This is a genomic window from Nocardioides alpinus (assembly GCF_900112035.1).
GTDB classification, from domain to species: Bacteria; Actinomycetota; Actinomycetes; order Propionibacteriales; family Nocardioidaceae; genus Nocardioides; species Nocardioides alpinus.
In genome coordinates, this window is sequence record NZ_FOKC01000005.1 from 95,870 (window position 1) to 109,332 (window position 13,463).

The following is a 13,463-nucleotide window of genomic DNA, read 5'->3' on the forward strand; positions in this document are numbered from 1 at the left end:
CGCCCGTGGCCGAGAGGTTCACCTTCACCGCTCCGCTGTGGCGGTGGACCGCCCGCAAGGAGTCGTCCGACGCCGACGGGTGGTGCTTCGTCACGCTGCCCCCGGAGGTCGCCGACGAGGTGCGCGCGCTCTCCGGCGAGCCGCGCGGGTTCGGCTCGGTGCGGGTCCACGTGGAGGCCGCCGCAGTGGCCTGGGACACCAGCGTGTTCCCCGACTCCGGCTCGGACGGCTTCGTGCTGCCCGTCAAGAAGGCCGTACGGGTCGCGGCCGACGTCGGCGAGGGCGACGACCTCACGGTGACGCTGTCCCTCAGGGACGCAGGGTGAGGACGCCCGGGCTGGTCGCCACCGACCTCGACGGGACGCTGCTGCACTCCGACGGCACCGTGACGGCGCGCAGCCGCGCGGTGCTGGCCGAGCTGGACGCGCGCGGCATCCCCGTCGTCTTCACGACCGGGCGCCCGGTCCGGTGGATGGAGGACCTCTGGGAGGCCGTCGGCGGGCACGGGCTGGCGATCTGCAGCAACGGCGGGATCGTGTACGACGTCTCGCGCCGCGAGGTGCGCGACTTCTGGCCGGTGCCGCGCGAGGTGGGGGTCTCCGTCGCCGAGCAGCTCAGGGTGGCGGTGCCGGGGACGCAGTTCGCGATCGAGCACACCGCCGGCTGGGCGAGCGAGGTCGACTTCCCCAGCCACCCCGACGACCGCGCCGAGCACGTCCGCGGTGACTACGCCGAGATGTTCCGCGACGACGTGGTGAAGATCCTCGCCGTGCACCGCGACCTCGAGCCCGAGGCCTTCTGGCGGCAGGTCGAGGCGAGCGTCGGTGACCAGGTCGTCACCACCTGGTCCTCGTCCTTCGCGCTCGTCGAGATCAGCGCCGCCGGCATCACCAAGGCGACCACGCTGGCCACGATCGCCACCGAGATGGGGGTGGGTCCCGAGGACGTCGTCGCCTTCGGTGACATGCCCAACGACCTGCCGATGCTCGACTGGGCGGGCAGGTCCTACGCGATGGCCAACGCGCACCCGTCCGTCCAGGACCTCGCCGACCACCTCGCGCCCAGCAACGACGACGACGGTGTGGCCACGGTGCTGACCGACCTCTTCGGCCTTTCTGGTTAGGCTTCGCGCCATGTTCCGTGCCGTCCGCATCTGTGCCGCGATGCTGCTCGCGTGCCTGGGCCTGGTCGTCACGGCCACCGCCCCGGCCTCCGCCGCCTGCACCTGCAAGCAGGGTGAGCTCGAGCAGCAGGTCAACCGCGCCGACGCGATCTTCCGGGGCACCATCGACGTGGTCTCGCCCGATGGCAACGGCTTCACCTACGACATCACCGCCTCACGCGCCTACCGGGGCACGCCCGAGCGGTCGACGCAGGTCGTGTCCGAGGGCGGGCGCAACGCGTGCGGCCTCGGCGAGCTCGCCGTCGGCACGGAGTACGTCTTCTTCGCCACCGGCACCGCGGCTCCCTACGCCGCCGACAGCTGCGGCGGCACCAGCGTCGCCAACCCGACCAAGATCGGGAAGGTCGAGGCACTGCTGGGTGCAGGCACCTCGGTCGAGCCGCCTCCGCCACCGACGGCCGAGCTGACCCTGGTCGAGGACTCCGCCCCGGCCGGCTTCGCGCGGACGGCCGCTCCCGGCGCCGCGATCGCGCTCATCGGCCTCCTCGGCCTGGTCGTCGTACGACGTCTCGCGCGGCGCTGAGCCCCGGCCCGCAGGCGCACCCCCCGGATGGTCAGAGGTACATCCCGCTCGACGGCCCACCGTGCTCGGGCGCGTCCTCGCTGGGCATGTTGGGCATCCCCATCGGCTGGTGCGGGCCCTGGTGCGCGCCGGCGGGGAGCGCGCGGCGCATCTGCTCGAGCTGGGCGCGCGACGCCATCTGCTGGGCGTAGATCGCGGTCTGGATGCCGTGGAACAGGCCCTCGAGCCAGCCGACCAGCTGGGCCTGGGCGATCCGCAGCTCGCCGTCGGACGGGGTGCCCTCCTCGGTGAAGGGGAGCGTCAGCCGGTCGAGCTCCTCGACCAGCTCGGGCGCGAGACCGGTCTCGAGCTCCTTGATCGAGGCGGCGTGGATCTCCTTGAGCCGCTGGCGGCTGGCCTCGTCGAGCGGCGCCGCCTTCACCTCCTCGAGGAGCTGGCGGATCATGCTGCCGATCCGCATCACCTTCGCGGGCTGCTCGACCAGCTCGGTGATGTGGCGCTCGCCGTCGCCCTCGTCGCCGCTCGTCCGGGTCATCGCCGGCAGCGCGCTCGCCGGGATGGTGCCGATCGGCTGGCCGTCCGGTCCGATGACGACCACCTGGTCCTCGTCGCCGGCGGCGGAGGTGTCGGGGGTCTGCTCGGACTGCGGCTGCTCGCTCATGCGACCAACCCTAGTTGGGCGCGCGAAGCGCTCGCTGCGCCCCGGTGGGCGGTGAGCCACGCAGGTTCTGCGCCGGGCAAACCCGCCTCACGCACCGCTCGTACGCTCGTCCGTGGCGGTGAGCCACGCAGGTTCCGCGCCCCGAAAACCCGCCTCACGCACCGCTCGGACGCAGTCGGACCGAGATCCGCCCGAGAATCAGGGATCAGAGGGTCAGGACGAACTTCCCGGCGTGCCCGCCGTCCTCCATCGCCCGGTGCGCCCGCGCAACGTCCTCGAGCGGCATCGTCGCCTCGACGATCGGGCGGATCGCGCCGGAGGCGACCAGCGGCCAGACGTTCTCGACGACCCCGCAGCAGATCGCGGCCTTCTCGGCGAGCGGTCGCGCGCGCAGCGAGGTCGCGGTGACCGAGGCGCGCTTGCGCAGGAGGGCGTTGATGTCGAGCTCGCCCTTGGTGCCGCCCTGCATGCCGATGATCACCAGCCGGCCGCCGGTGGCGAGCGCGGTGACGTTGCGGCCGAGGTACTTCGCGCCCATGTTGTCGAGGATCACGTCGGCCCCGCCCGCCTCGGTGAGGACCTCGACGAAGTCGTCCTCGCGGTAGTCGATCGCGTGCGCAGCGCCCAGCGAGCGGCACAGCTCGAGCTTCTCCGGGGAGCCGGCGGTCGTGAAGACCTCGGCGCCGCGGGCCGCGGCCAGCTGGATCGCCATCGTGCCGATGCCGCCGGCGCCGCCGTGCACGAGGAACCGCTCGCCCTTCTGCAGGTGGGCGGTCATGTAGACGTTGGACCACACGGTCGAGGCGACCTCGGGCAGGCAGGCGGCCTCCACCAGGGAGACGCCGGCCGGGATCGGCATGACCTGGCCGACCGGCACGGCCACGCGGGCGGCGTACCCGCCACCGGCGAGCAGCGCGCACACCTCGTCGCCGACGGACCAGCCCTCGACGCCCTCGCCCAGCGCGGCGATCCGGCCGCTGCACTCGAGGCCCACGACCTCGGAGGCACCCGGCGGCGGCGGGTAGAAGCCCTGCCGCTGCATCGTGTCGGCCCGGTTGACGGCCGTCGCGACGACGTCGATGAGCACCTCCCCGGCCGCGGCGGTCGGCTCGGCGACGTCGCCGACGGACAGGACCTCGGGGCCACCGGCGCCGGTGGTCACGACTGCGCGCACGGAATCAGTCCTCGTAGAGATCGGTGGAGTGGTCGACCGACGAGTCGTCGGGCACCTCATCGTCCACGTCGTCGGGGTCCGGGGCGTCGGCGGGGCGGTCCCAGCTCTCGGCGAGCAGCTGCGCCCGCGCGGCCAGCTTCTCGATCGCCTCGGGGTCGGACCCGCCGGCGCCCGCGGCATAGCCGAGGAGGTACGCCGTGATGGGCGCAGCGGTCTTCTGCACGTTCTGCGCCGCCACCCGGGCGAGGTCGAGGATCAGGCCCTCGTCGACCTCTGTCTCGACGTCGAGCGCGTCGGCGAGCTCATCGATCCAGTCGTGAAGATTCACGACCCCAATGTCTCGCACCCGACCGGCCGCGGCAAGGGATGGTGGCTCAGCCGCCTGCTGGTCCGCCCAGGTCGCGCAGGTCCGTCCACGAGTCGATGTCGACCGCCTCGTCCCCGTCCGTCGGGACCTGTGCCAGGCGCAGCGGCGCGAGCAGGCGGTGCAGCGCCATCCCGTGCTGCCCCTCCAGGTCGGGGCGTACGCCGGCCAGCGCGGCCGCGTCGAGCACCCCCGCGAGCTGCCGACGACCGTCGCCGTCCACCAGGAACGCGCCGTCGTGGCCCTCCGCGGCGTCGCGCAGGCGCCGCATCGTCGCGGGCGTGACGCGGGGCATGTCCACGGCCAGCACGCCGACCAGCCGAGGGCGTCGCAGCAGCGCGTCGACCCCGGTGAGGAGACCGGCGACGGGGCCGCCGCGGGGCGGGTCCTCGCAGACGAACGTCACCGGCCGCTGCGTGGGGACGCTGTCGGGCGCGACCACGACGACCTCGTCGGCGTCGACGAAGGCGTCGACCGCCAGCTCCAGGAGCGTCCGGCCGTCGAGCTCGATCCCGGCCTTGTCGATCCCGCCCATGCGGGCCGCCGTGCCCCCGGCGAGGACGACGCCGGCGAAGCCACCCGCGGTGAGGTCGAAGTCCATGCCCGCATCGTGTCAGTGTTGACCTCATGAGCGATCAGCTGCGGGTCCGCGTCCAGCAGTGGGCGAGCGGCCTCGACCCCGCCGCCAACCGCGTACGCCTGGCACAGGGCGTGACCCCCGGCGCCGACCTGGTCGTGTTCCCGGAGGCGTTCGCCCGCGACTTCGGCGAGGCCGGCTCCGACGTGAGCCCCTTCGCCGAGCCGCTCGACGGGCCCTTCGGCCACGAGCTCGCCCACGTCGCCGACGCGGCGGGGTGCACGGTCGTCGCCGGGATGTTCGAGGTGGCCGAGGACCCCGAGCGGCCCTACAACACGCTTCTCGTCGGCGGGGCCAGCCGCGCGGCCTACCGCAAGATCCACCTCTACGACTCCTTCGGCTACCGCGAGTCCGACCGCCTCACCGGCGGCGCCACCGAGCCCGTCGTCGTCGAGGTGGCGGGATGGCAGGTCGGCCTGATGACCTGCTACGACCTGCGCTTCCCGGAGCTGGCGCGGCGCCTCGTCGACGCCGGTGCCGAGGTGCTCGTCGTCCCGTCGGCATGGCTGCCGGGTGACCGCAAGGTCGAGCACTGGCGCACCCTGCTGGCGGCCCGGGCCATCGAGAACACCTGCTTCGTCGTCGGTGCCGGGCAGCCGGAGCCTCGCTACGTCGGTCACTCGGCCGTCTACGGGCCGCTGGGCCAGACGTTGGCGGCGGCCGGTGGGGGCGAGGAGTCGCTGGAGGTCACCCTGGACCGCGCCGACCTCGCCGCCGCGCGTCGTACCAACCCGTCCCTGGCCAACCGCCGGCTGTAACCTCGTCCGACGTGTCTTCCCCCACCCCCGACAACCCGCGCGGATCGTCCCGCGGCAAGCGGGCTGCCGAGCGGCCGACGTCGCGCCTGCGTCGGGGTCGGAAGGACGACCACAGGGATGCGGTCGTACCGACGACCGAGCCCGCCCCGGTGGCAGCCCCGGCGCCGTCCGTGGAACCGTCCGGTCCCCAGCTCCCTCCCGAGGGACCACGACGCACCCTCCTGATCATCTGGTTCGCGGTCCTCGCGGCCGGCATCGCCGCGCTGGCCTGGTCGGCGCTCAGCGGCGCCCTCGGCGGCACCTCGGCCCTGGTCGGGTCGGCACCCGCGTGGGTGGACGGCGTGGGTGCTGTCGCCGTCGTGACCTCGCTGTCCTGGCTCCTCGCCACCCGCACTGCCGGGCGGGCGCTGGTCTCGGCCGGTCTCGCGCTCGCCCTGGGCGTCGCCAGCCTGCTGGTCGGTGGTCGGGTCCTGCCCACCGGCGCCGCGGTGATGACGTGCGTGGTCGGAAGCGTGTACGCCGTGATGGTGACGGTGCCCGCGATCACGTGGTGGAAGGCGGGGCGCGAGGCGCTCGTCGCGACCGCGGTCGCTGCCGTGACCGCCTTCGCGGCCGTGGGCTTCGAGCCGACCGTCGCCTCCGAGCGCTTCGACATCGTCGCCCTGCTGCTCGCGCTGGCCCTCGCCTTCACGATCGTCTACCGCCTCGGCGCCGGCCTCCACGGCCTCGGGCGACGCGGGCTGATCATCGTCGCGATCGGTCTGGCGGTGCTCTTCGCGACGCTGGCGTACGCCGAGCTGCTGCGGCGCTACGGCGCCCAGTCCGTGGTGTCCTCGATCCTCGACTTCGCCGATGCGACGTCGGCCCGGTTCGGCGCCTTCCCGCGACCGCTCGTCGTGCTCCTCGGCATCCCGGCGCTGGTGTGGGGCACCCACGTGCGTGCGCGCCGCCGCCAGGGCTGGTGGGTGTGTGCCTTCGGTGTCGCTGCGACGGTGCCGCTGGCCTCGGGCCTCGTGGCGCCGGACAGCTCCTACGCCGAGGCGGGACTGCGCGCGGCGTACTCCGTGGTCCTCGGCCTCGTCATCGGCTACCTCGTCATCCGGGCCGACCTAGCGCTGACCGGCCCCAAGGGTCGAGGCGGTCGACGCGCCGAGGAGGCCGGACCGCACCGGCCCGAGCCCAGCCGCTTCGCCGAGCTCTGAGCGGTCCGGCCACGGTGGCGAGCGGCGAAAGGTCGGCTACGGCCGGGTAACCACTAGCGTCGCCGTCATGGCCCGCCACACATCGCTCGAGATCGTCTCCGAGCTGGTCGCCAACGTGCTGGTCATCGAGGTCGCCGAGGGCGACCGCGTCGAGGCCGGTGACACCGTCGTGCTGCTGGAGTCGATGAAGATGGAGATCCCGATGCTGGCCGAGCGCGCCGGCACCGTCACCGCGATCAAGGTCACCGTCGGCGACGTCGTGCAGGACGGCGACGTCCTCGTCGTCCTGGACTGAGCGCCCTACGCTCCTGCCATGACTCCCGCGCGCGCCCGGACGGTCCACCTGGTCGTGGCCGTCGTCGCCTGGGCGGCGCTCCTGCTCCAGCTCGTCCTGGTGGTGTCCGGCTCCGCCGTGCTCGTCGAGGACGACCCGCCCGGCCTGGCAGCCCGGATCTACCGCTTCTTCGCCTACTTCACGATCCAGAGCAACCTGTTGGTGGCGATCGTCTCGACGGTCCTGGCGCGGGACCCCGGCGTCGACCGACCCGTTTGGCGGCCGGTCCGGTTGGCCGGGCTCGTCGGCATCGCCGTCACCGGGCTCGTGCACTTCTTCCTGCTGCGCCCGCTGCTCGACCTCGACGGTGCCGACTGGGTCGCCGACAAGCTGCTGCACATGGTCGTGTCGGTCCTCGCGATCGCGGCCTGGGCCTGGGTGGGACCCCGCCCGCGGTTCCTCGTGCGGGAGGCGGCGTACGCGCTGTGCTGGCCCCTGGCGTGGCTGGCCTGGACGCTGGTCGTGGCCCAGGTCGGCGGGTGGGTGCCCTACCCCTTCCTCGACGCCGACACCGAGGGCTGGGGATCCGTCGCTGTGGTGAGCGTCGGGATCACGGTCCTCTTCCTGTTGCTCTTCGCACTGTTCGGCTGGCTCGACCGCCGGCTGCCGGCCGCGCCGGTGAGCGGCTCCACCGACACCTCTCGCGGCTGAGGCTCACCCCGTCGGGCGAGGGCCTTGGAACGCCGGGGCTAGGGTCGAAGACATGGAATTTCGATACCTCGGCAACAGCGGACTGAAGATCTCCGAGATCACCTACGGCAACTGGCTCACGCACGGCTCGCAGGTGGAGAACGACGTCGCCACCCAGTGCGTGCGCGCCGCGCTCGACGCAGGCATCTCGACCTTCGACACCGCAGACGTCTACGCCAACACCGCGGCGGAGACCGTGCTCGGTGAGGCACTCAAGGGCGAGCGCCGCGAGGGGCTGGAGATCTTCACCAAGGTCTACTGGCCCACCGGCCCGAAGGGCAAGAACGACACCGGCCTGTCCCGCAAGCACATCATGGAGTCGATCAACGGCTCGCTCGAGCGGCTGCAGACCGACTACGTCGACCTCTACCAGGCCCACCGTTACGACGTGGAGACCCCGCTCGAGGAGACGATGCAGGCCTTCGCCGACGTCGTCCGCCAAGGCAAGGCCCTCTACATCGGCGTCAGCGAGTGGACCGCCGACCAGATCCGCGCCGGCGTGGAGCTGTCGAAGGAGCTCGGCTTCCAGCTGATCTCGAGCCAGCCGCAGTACTCCATGCTGTGGCGGGTGATCGAGGACGAGGTGGTGCCGACCTCCGCCGAGCTCGGTGTCTCGCAGATCGTGTGGAGCCCGATGGCGCAGGGCGTGCTGTCCGGCAAGTACCTCCCCGGCCAGGCCCCGCCCGAGGGCTCGCGCGCCACCGACACCAAGGGTGGCGCCGATATGATCTCGCGCTGGATGCAGGACGACGTCCTCACTGCGGTGCAGGACCTCAAGCCGATCGCCGACGACGCCGGCCTGACCATGGCCCAGCTCTCCGTCGCCTGGGTGCTGCAGAACGACAACGTCGCCGCCGCCCTCGTCGGCGCCTCGCGCCCCGAGCAGGTGGCTGACAACGTCAAGGCCGCCGGCGTGAAGCTCGACGCCGACGTGATGAAGCGCATCGACGACGCCATCGGCTCCGTCGCGATCACCGACCCCGGCAAGACGGCGGAGGGTATGCCGAAGGCCCGCGTCGTGTGATCTCCGTGTGAGCGGTGCGTGAGGCGGGTTCCGGACGCTCGGAACCCGCCTCACGCACCGCTTCTGCGTGCCCCGGCCTCACCCCACCCGCGTCACCCGGTAGCGCACGAACGCCGGCACCGCGAGCGCTGCCGCGACCGTGAACACCACGACCAGCACGCCTCCGCCCGCCGCGGCGACCGCGGCTCCGGTCACCGCGGCGGTCGCGCCGTGGGCCACGTCGGCGACGCGCGGACCGCCGGCGACCACGACGATGAAGATGCCCTGCAGCCGGCCACGGACCTCGTCGGCCGCGGCGGACTGCAGCATCGACGTACGGAACGCGGCGGACGCCATGTCGGCGGCACCGCCGATGGCGAGCATGAGGACCGCGACGCCGAGCCAGAACGAGGGGGCGTACGGCGCCAGCATCGCGGCGACACCGAAGCCGATCATGGCCACTCCCCACACGAGGATGGCGATGATGACCGCAAGGCCCTGGCGGTCGACCCGCGACACCCAGCCGGACAGCACGCCGCCCACCACGGCGCCGAGCGGGATCGCGGCGAAGAGCAGAGCGAAGGCGAGGCCACCTTCGCTGGGTCCGCCGAAGGCGACGTCCGCCAGCTCGGGGAAGAGCGCCCGCGGCATCCCGAAGACCATCGCGATGATGTCGACGACGAACGACATCATCAGCACCGGCTGCGTCCGCAGGTAGCGGAAGCCGTCGATGACCGCCTTGATGCCCGGCGTCACGGTCGCGCCCATGACCGGGAGGGCCGGCAGGCCCACGACCGCGCCAAGGGTCGCGAAGAGGGTGATCGTGTCGAGAAGGTAGAGCCACGAGAAGCCCACCAGCGGGATGAGGGCGCCCCCGACCAGCGGACCGGCGATGCCGCCGGCCTGCATGACGGTCATGTTGAGCGAGTTGGCCGCGGGCAGGAGCTCCTTGTCGAGGATCCTCGGCAGCAGCGCCGACCGGGTCGGCTGGTTGACCGCGAAGAAGGCCTGCTGCACCGCGAAGAGGCACAGCAGCAGCCACACGTCCTCCGCCCCGAACGCCGCCTGCAACCAGAAGCCCGCGCTCGTGAGGATCAGTCCCACCGTCGTGATCATCAGCAGCGTGCGCCGGTCGAACACGTCGGCCAGCGCGCCTCCCCACAGCCCGAAGACCACCAGCGGCACGAGGCCGAAGACGCCGGTCAGGCCGACGTACGCCGACGAGCCGGTCATCGCGTAGATCTGCGCGGGCACCGCGACCACGGTCAGCTGGGCGCCGATCACGGTGACGATGTTGGCCAGCCAGAGCCGCTTGAAGTGTGGGTTGGCGAGCGGTCGGGTGTCCGCCAGCAGTCGCCTCTCCACCTCGGAAGGCTAGGTCAGCGCGGTCTCGCCCCTGCGCAGAGGCCGAGGCGCGGATGCCGCAGCGACCTATCATCGTCGCTGCCGGACGACACCGGCGACGGAGGAACGTGATGGGCGCAGGACACGGCCACGGGCACGGCCACGCGGGCGGTCGACACCGCTGGCGGCTGGCGGTCGCCTTCGCGCTGGTGGCGGCGTTCTTCGGCGTCGAGCTCGTCGTCGGTCTCCTCAGCGGCTCGCTCGCCCTGATCTCGGATGCCGGCCACATGGCGGCCGACGTGGTCGCCCTCGGCGCCGCGCTGGTCGCGACGAAGATCGCCACCCGTCCCGACGGCACCGGTCGTCGTACCTATGGCTCCTACCGCGCCGAGGTCTTCGCCTCCGGCTTCACGGTGCTGATCATGCTGGGCGTCTCGGTCTACGTCGTCGTGGAGGCCGTACGCCGGATCGGCGAGGACGTGGCGGTCTCGTCCGGGCCGATGCTGGTCGTCGGCGCCCTCGGCCTGGTCGTCAACCTCGTCTGCCTGGCGCTGCTCCGCGGCGGCGCGCAGGAGTCGCTCAACGTCCGCGGCGCCTACGTCGAGGTGATGGCCGACGCGGCCGGGAGCGTCGGCGTGCTCGTCGCCGGACTGCTCGTCGGGCTCACCGGGGCCGGGCAGTGGGACACCGTCGTCGCCGTGGCGATCGGCGTCTTCGTCGCGGTCCGCGCCGTCATGCTCGGGGGGCAGGTGCTCGCCGTCCTGGGCCAGCACGCCCCGGACGACGTCGACCTCGACGCCGTCGTGCGCGACCTCGAGGAGGTCGCTGGTGTGGCCGAGGTCCACGACCTGCACGCCTGGACCCTGACGTCCGGGATGAACGTCGCCACGGCCCACCTCGTCCTCTGCGTCGGGGCCGACGCGACGGCGGTCCTCGGGGGCGCCCGGGCCACGTTGCGCGATGACCACGGGATCGACCACGCGACCCTCCAGGTCGAGGTCACGCCGGCCCGCGAGTGCCACGAGGCCACCTGGTGAGGGGTGGTGCCACACTGAGCGCCGTACGCGCCGCTCCAGCACGGCGCCGCGAGACGAGGTGTGAGTGAGCGAGGCAGCGATCGAGCACGCGGCGACACCGACGAACGCCTGGACCGCGAACGTCTTCGCCAAGGGCGCACTGGTCCTCCTCCTGGTCCTCGCGCTGCTCTACCCGGACCAGGGCAACCTCCGCGACAAGGCGGCCGGCATGCGGGCCGTCGGCTACCCGCTGATCTCCTTCACCCTGCCGGTGCTGTGGTGGTCGCTGTGGCGTGAGCGGATGTCGTTCCCGTGGGTGTCGGACCTCCTCATCACGATCACCTGCTTCAGCGACATCCTCGGCAACCGGATGGACCTCTACGACACCGTGGTGTGGTTCGACGACCTCATGCACTTCATGAACACCGGCCTCCTCGCCGCCGCGTTCATCCTGCTCACGCTGCCGCGCGACATCGGCTTCGGCCGGGTCCTCGAGCGGGCGCTCGCCTTCGGGGCGACCGCGGCGATCGCGTGGGAGGTGGCGGAGTTCTTCGCCTTCATCAGCAGGTCGACCGAGCGCGAGTTCGCGTACGCCGACACCTTGGGCGACCTCTCCCTCGGCGTCGCCGGGGCCGTGGTGGCCGCCGTCGTCATCCACCGCTCGTGGCACCACGGCCGGCTGCTAGATCCCGAGCGGCTGCCGCCCCGCGTCGCCGTCTGAGGTCCTGCGGCCGGGTTGACGCACTTCACACGGCCCGGGACTTGGATCGTTCCAATTTCTTCGTCAGACTGGACGCAGAGGTCCCAACCCGAGGAGAGACCCATGCGTCTGATCGACGAGCTCAACGAGCTGCACGACTACTACGCGAGCAAGATCAACGAGGCCGTCGAGCACGACGACCTCCTGTCGGCCGACCAGCTGGCCCAGGCCTACGAGACCGACGCCGTCCAGCTGATGGCCGAGCGCGAGGGCCTGACACACCTGCTCCCGCTGCCGCCCTTCGGCACCCGCGAGAGCTCCCTGCGCCGCGTCGTACGACGGCTGCGCGTCACCCGCGCCGCCTAGGTCGGCCTAGTTGTCCGGGACGTCGTCGGGCAGCTGCATCTGACCCACCATCGGCACCACGTCGGCGATCGAGTCGACGACCATCGTGGGCCGGTAGGGGAAGTCGGCGACCTGGTGGCGCTCGGTCGCGCCGGTGGCGACCAGGATCGTGCGCAGCCCGGCCTCGAGCCCGCTGATGATGTCGGTGTCCATCCGGTCGCCGATCATCACCGTCGTCTCGGAGTGCGCCTCCAGCCGGTTGAGCGCGCTGCGCATCATGAGCGGGTTGGGCTTGCCGATGAAGTAGGGCTGACGGCCCGTCGCGGTGCTGATCAGCGCGGCGACCGAGCCCGTCGCGGGGAGCATCCCCTGGGCGCTCGGGCCGCTCGCGTCAGGATTCGTGGCGATGAACCGTGCGCCGTTGTTGATCAGGCGGATCGCTCGCGTGATCGCCTCGAACGAGTACGTCCGGGTCTCCCCGAGCACGACGTAGTCGGGGTCCTGGTCGGTCATCACGTAGCCGATGTCGTGCACCGCCGCGGTCAGCCCCGTCTCACCCACGACGTAGGCCGATCCTCCCGGCCTCTGGTCGTCGAGGAACTGCGCGGTGGCCAGCGCCGACGTCCAGATCGACTCCTCCGGCACGTCGATCCCGCTGCTGCGCAGCAGCCGCACCCGCAGGTCGCGCGGGGTGAAGATCGAGTTGTTCGTCAGCACCAGGAAGGGGATCTGGGCCTCGCGGAGGGCGGCGATGAACTCCTTCGCCCCGGGGATCGGGTCCTCCTCGCGCACGAGGACCCCGTCCATGTCGGTCAGCCAGGTGCGTACGGGGCGGGGTTCGGTCACGGACCCATTGTCGACCACTCGGCCCGCATCCACCTGATCTCGTCCATCTGGTCGTTGCGGATCTTCGTGGCGAGGTCACCGACCGCCTCGTGCTCGTCGAGCCCCCGCACCAGCAGCTGCTGCGACATCATGACCGCCGCCATGTGGTGGCCGATCATGTCCTCGAGGAACACCCGGTCGAGCGCGTCACCGCTGAGCGCGGTGAGGTCGCGCATCATCGGCTCGTACGCCGAGTCCGCACGCTCGTCGGGGTACCACGCGGCCAGCCATCCCTCCATCGACGTGATCTGGGCTGACTGCGTCGCCACGACGTCGCGGCCGAAGGCGCGCATCTCGGGCCGCTCGGAACGGCTGAGCTCCTCGGCCGCGGCGACCGCTTCGCGGTGGTGGGCCACCATCTCGATCAGGTAGTCGGCCTCGCTGGTCACCACGGCGGAGTGGTGGGGCATGCCGCCGGCACCACCCATCCACCCGGACGTCGACAGGGAGTGGCGGCCCCATCCCGGGTCGTCGTCGGCGTGCACCCAGACCATGCCGGCGGTGCCGAGCCCCAGCAGCACCACGACGGCGGCGGCCACGATCGCGACCATGCGCTTCATCGCTGCACCTCCTGTGCGTCTCCCTCGATCGTGCTCCTCGCGGCCCACGGGGGTCAGGGTCGAAGGGCCCCACCTGTCCGGGCA

Annotated in this window: 18 protein-coding genes; 11 read left to right on the plus strand and 7 right to left on the minus strand. The window is 72.0% G+C overall.

The window, feature by feature from the left end; all coding sequences use genetic code 11:
• Positions 1–5 precede the first annotated feature (5 nt).
• Genes BM127_RS11935 through BM127_RS11945 form a run of 3 tightly spaced genes read left to right on the plus strand, consistent with a single transcriptional unit; the run spans position 6 to position 1,706 of the window.
• Entirely contained in the window at positions 6–326 is a 321-nt protein-coding gene (locus BM127_RS11935) for a DUF1905 domain-containing protein (protein ID WP_091198901.1), read from the plus strand.
• Positions 323–1,123, plus strand: a complete 801-nt coding sequence (locus BM127_RS11940; RefSeq protein WP_091198902.1) for a Cof-type HAD-IIB family hydrolase — start codon at positions 323–325, stop codon at positions 1,121–1,123. Before BM127_RS11935 ends, BM127_RS11940 begins: the two co-directional genes overlap by 4 nt.
• 10 nt (positions 1,124–1,133) lie before the next feature.
• A complete protein-coding gene (locus BM127_RS11945) occupies positions 1,134–1,706 on the plus strand; it encodes a hypothetical protein (RefSeq protein ID WP_091198903.1) in 573 nt (190 codons plus the stop codon).
• A 31-nt stretch (positions 1,707–1,737) separates the two neighbouring features.
• Here BM127_RS11945 and BM127_RS11950 read toward each other — a convergent pair whose 3' ends face one another.
• The 4 genes from BM127_RS11950 to mobA form a co-directional block, all read right to left on the minus strand.
• Positions 1,738–2,367 (minus strand): bacterial proteasome activator family protein, encoded by a 630-nt coding sequence (locus tag BM127_RS11950; RefSeq protein ID WP_091198904.1) that lies wholly within the window; start codon positions 2,365–2,367, stop codon positions 1,738–1,740.
• A 205-nt stretch (positions 2,368–2,572) separates the two neighbouring features.
• Positions 2,573–3,541, minus strand: a complete 969-nt coding sequence (locus BM127_RS11955) for an NAD(P)H-quinone oxidoreductase (protein ID WP_198554441.1) — start codon at positions 3,539–3,541, stop codon at positions 2,573–2,575.
• 4 nt (positions 3,542–3,545) lie between these two features.
• Positions 3,546–3,869: a DUF6457 domain-containing protein gene (locus BM127_RS11960; RefSeq protein WP_091198906.1), complete on the minus strand. Its 324-nt coding sequence runs from the start codon at positions 3,867–3,869 to the stop codon at positions 3,546–3,548.
• A gap of 46 nt (positions 3,870–3,915) precedes the next feature.
• Positions 3,916–4,506 carry a molybdenum cofactor guanylyltransferase gene (gene mobA, locus BM127_RS11965; protein WP_091198907.1) on the minus strand — a complete coding sequence of 197 codons (591 nt, stop codon included), beginning with the start codon at positions 4,504–4,506 and terminating at the stop codon, positions 3,916–3,918.
• Between the two features lie 26 nt (positions 4,507–4,532).
• On the opposite strand from mobA, the gene BM127_RS11970 reads away from it, so the two are divergent.
• The 5 genes from BM127_RS11970 to BM127_RS11990 all read left to right on the plus strand — a co-directional run bounded on the left by BM127_RS11970 (position 4,533) and on the right by BM127_RS11990 (position 8,550).
• Positions 4,533–5,300, plus strand: a complete 768-nt coding sequence (locus BM127_RS11970; protein WP_091198908.1) for a carbon-nitrogen hydrolase family protein — start codon at positions 4,533–4,535, stop codon at positions 5,298–5,300.
• Between the two features lie 11 nt (positions 5,301–5,311).
• Positions 5,312–6,502, plus strand: a complete 1,191-nt coding sequence (locus BM127_RS11975) for a hypothetical protein (protein WP_139227719.1) — start codon at positions 5,312–5,314, stop codon at positions 6,500–6,502.
• A gap of 67 nt (positions 6,503–6,569) precedes the next feature.
• Positions 6,570–6,797 (plus strand): biotin/lipoyl-binding carrier protein, encoded by a 228-nt coding sequence (locus BM127_RS11980; RefSeq protein WP_091198910.1) that lies wholly within the window; start codon positions 6,570–6,572, stop codon positions 6,795–6,797.
• An 18-nt stretch (positions 6,798–6,815) separates the two neighbouring features.
• Positions 6,816–7,487, plus strand: coding sequence for a Pr6Pr family membrane protein (locus tag BM127_RS11985; protein WP_091198911.1), 672 nt, complete (start codon positions 6,816–6,818; stop codon positions 7,485–7,487).
• Between the two features lie 52 nt (positions 7,488–7,539).
• Positions 7,540–8,550, plus strand: coding sequence for an aldo/keto reductase family protein (locus BM127_RS11990; RefSeq protein WP_091198912.1), 1,011 nt, complete (start codon positions 7,540–7,542; stop codon positions 8,548–8,550).
• 78 nt (positions 8,551–8,628) lie between these two features.
• On the opposite strand, the gene BM127_RS11995 is transcribed toward BM127_RS11990, so the two are convergent.
• On the minus strand, positions 8,629–9,894 hold the full coding sequence (locus BM127_RS11995; RefSeq protein WP_091198913.1) for an MFS transporter: 1,266 nt from the start codon (positions 9,892–9,894) through the stop codon (positions 8,629–8,631).
• A gap of 110 nt (positions 9,895–10,004) precedes the next feature.
• Here BM127_RS11995 and BM127_RS12000 point away from each other — a divergent pair, with 110 nt between their 5' ends.
• From BM127_RS12000 to BM127_RS12010, 3 genes are all read left to right on the plus strand, one after another.
• The gene (locus tag BM127_RS12000) at positions 10,005–10,910 is read left to right on the plus strand and encodes a cation diffusion facilitator family transporter (protein ID WP_091198914.1); all 906 of its coding nucleotides are present in this window, start codon (positions 10,005–10,007) and stop codon (positions 10,908–10,910) included.
• A gap of 64 nt (positions 10,911–10,974) precedes the next feature.
• Entirely contained in the window at positions 10,975–11,610 is a 636-nt protein-coding gene (locus tag BM127_RS12005; protein WP_091198915.1) for a DUF2238 domain-containing protein, read from the plus strand.
• A gap of 102 nt (positions 11,611–11,712) precedes the next feature.
• Entirely contained in the window at positions 11,713–11,955 is a 243-nt protein-coding gene (locus BM127_RS12010; RefSeq protein WP_091198916.1) for a hypothetical protein, read from the plus strand.
• A 6-nt stretch (positions 11,956–11,961) separates the two neighbouring features.
• On the opposite strand, the gene BM127_RS12015 is transcribed toward BM127_RS12010, so the two are convergent.
• Both BM127_RS12015 and BM127_RS12020 read right to left on the minus strand, forming a co-directional pair.
• A complete protein-coding gene (locus BM127_RS12015) occupies positions 11,962–12,813 on the minus strand; it encodes an HAD-IIA family hydrolase (protein ID WP_198554442.1) in 852 nt (283 codons plus the stop codon).
• The gene (locus BM127_RS12020; protein WP_091198917.1) at positions 12,777–13,379 is read right to left on the minus strand and encodes a DUF305 domain-containing protein; all 603 of its coding nucleotides are present in this window, start codon (positions 13,377–13,379) and stop codon (positions 12,777–12,779) included. Before BM127_RS12020 ends, BM127_RS12015 begins: the two co-directional genes overlap by 37 nt.
• Between the last annotated feature and the right edge of the window lie 84 nt (positions 13,380–13,463).

Excerpts from the sequence above, each read along its gene's own strand:
- BM127_RS11980 (WP_091198910.1), top strand. The coding sequence starts at position 6,570 with ATGGCCCGCCACACATCGCTCGAGATCGTCTCCGAGCTGGTCGCCAAC.
- mobA (WP_091198907.1), bottom strand. The coding sequence starts at position 4,506 with ATGGACTTCGACCTCACCGCGGGTGGCTTCGCCGGCGTCGTCCTCGCC.
- BM127_RS11950 (WP_091198904.1), bottom strand. The coding sequence starts at position 2,367 with ATGAGCGAGCAGCCGCAGTCCGAGCAGACCCCCGACACCTCCGCCGCC.
- BM127_RS12020 (WP_091198917.1), bottom strand. The coding sequence starts at position 13,379 with ATGAAGCGCATGGTCGCGATCGTGGCCGCCGCCGTCGTGGTGCTGCTG.
- BM127_RS12000 (WP_091198914.1), top strand. The coding sequence starts at position 10,005 with ATGGGCGCAGGACACGGCCACGGGCACGGCCACGCGGGCGGTCGACAC.
- BM127_RS11945 (WP_091198903.1), top strand. The coding sequence starts at position 1,134 with ATGTTCCGTGCCGTCCGCATCTGTGCCGCGATGCTGCTCGCGTGCCTG.
- BM127_RS11970 (WP_091198908.1), top strand. The coding sequence starts at position 4,533 with ATGAGCGATCAGCTGCGGGTCCGCGTCCAGCAGTGGGCGAGCGGCCTC.
- BM127_RS11990 (WP_091198912.1), top strand. The coding sequence starts at position 7,540 with ATGGAATTTCGATACCTCGGCAACAGCGGACTGAAGATCTCCGAGATC.
- BM127_RS12010 (WP_091198916.1), top strand. The coding sequence starts at position 11,713 with ATGCGTCTGATCGACGAGCTCAACGAGCTGCACGACTACTACGCGAGC.
- BM127_RS11985 (WP_091198911.1), top strand. The coding sequence starts at position 6,816 with ATGACTCCCGCGCGCGCCCGGACGGTCCACCTGGTCGTGGCCGTCGTC.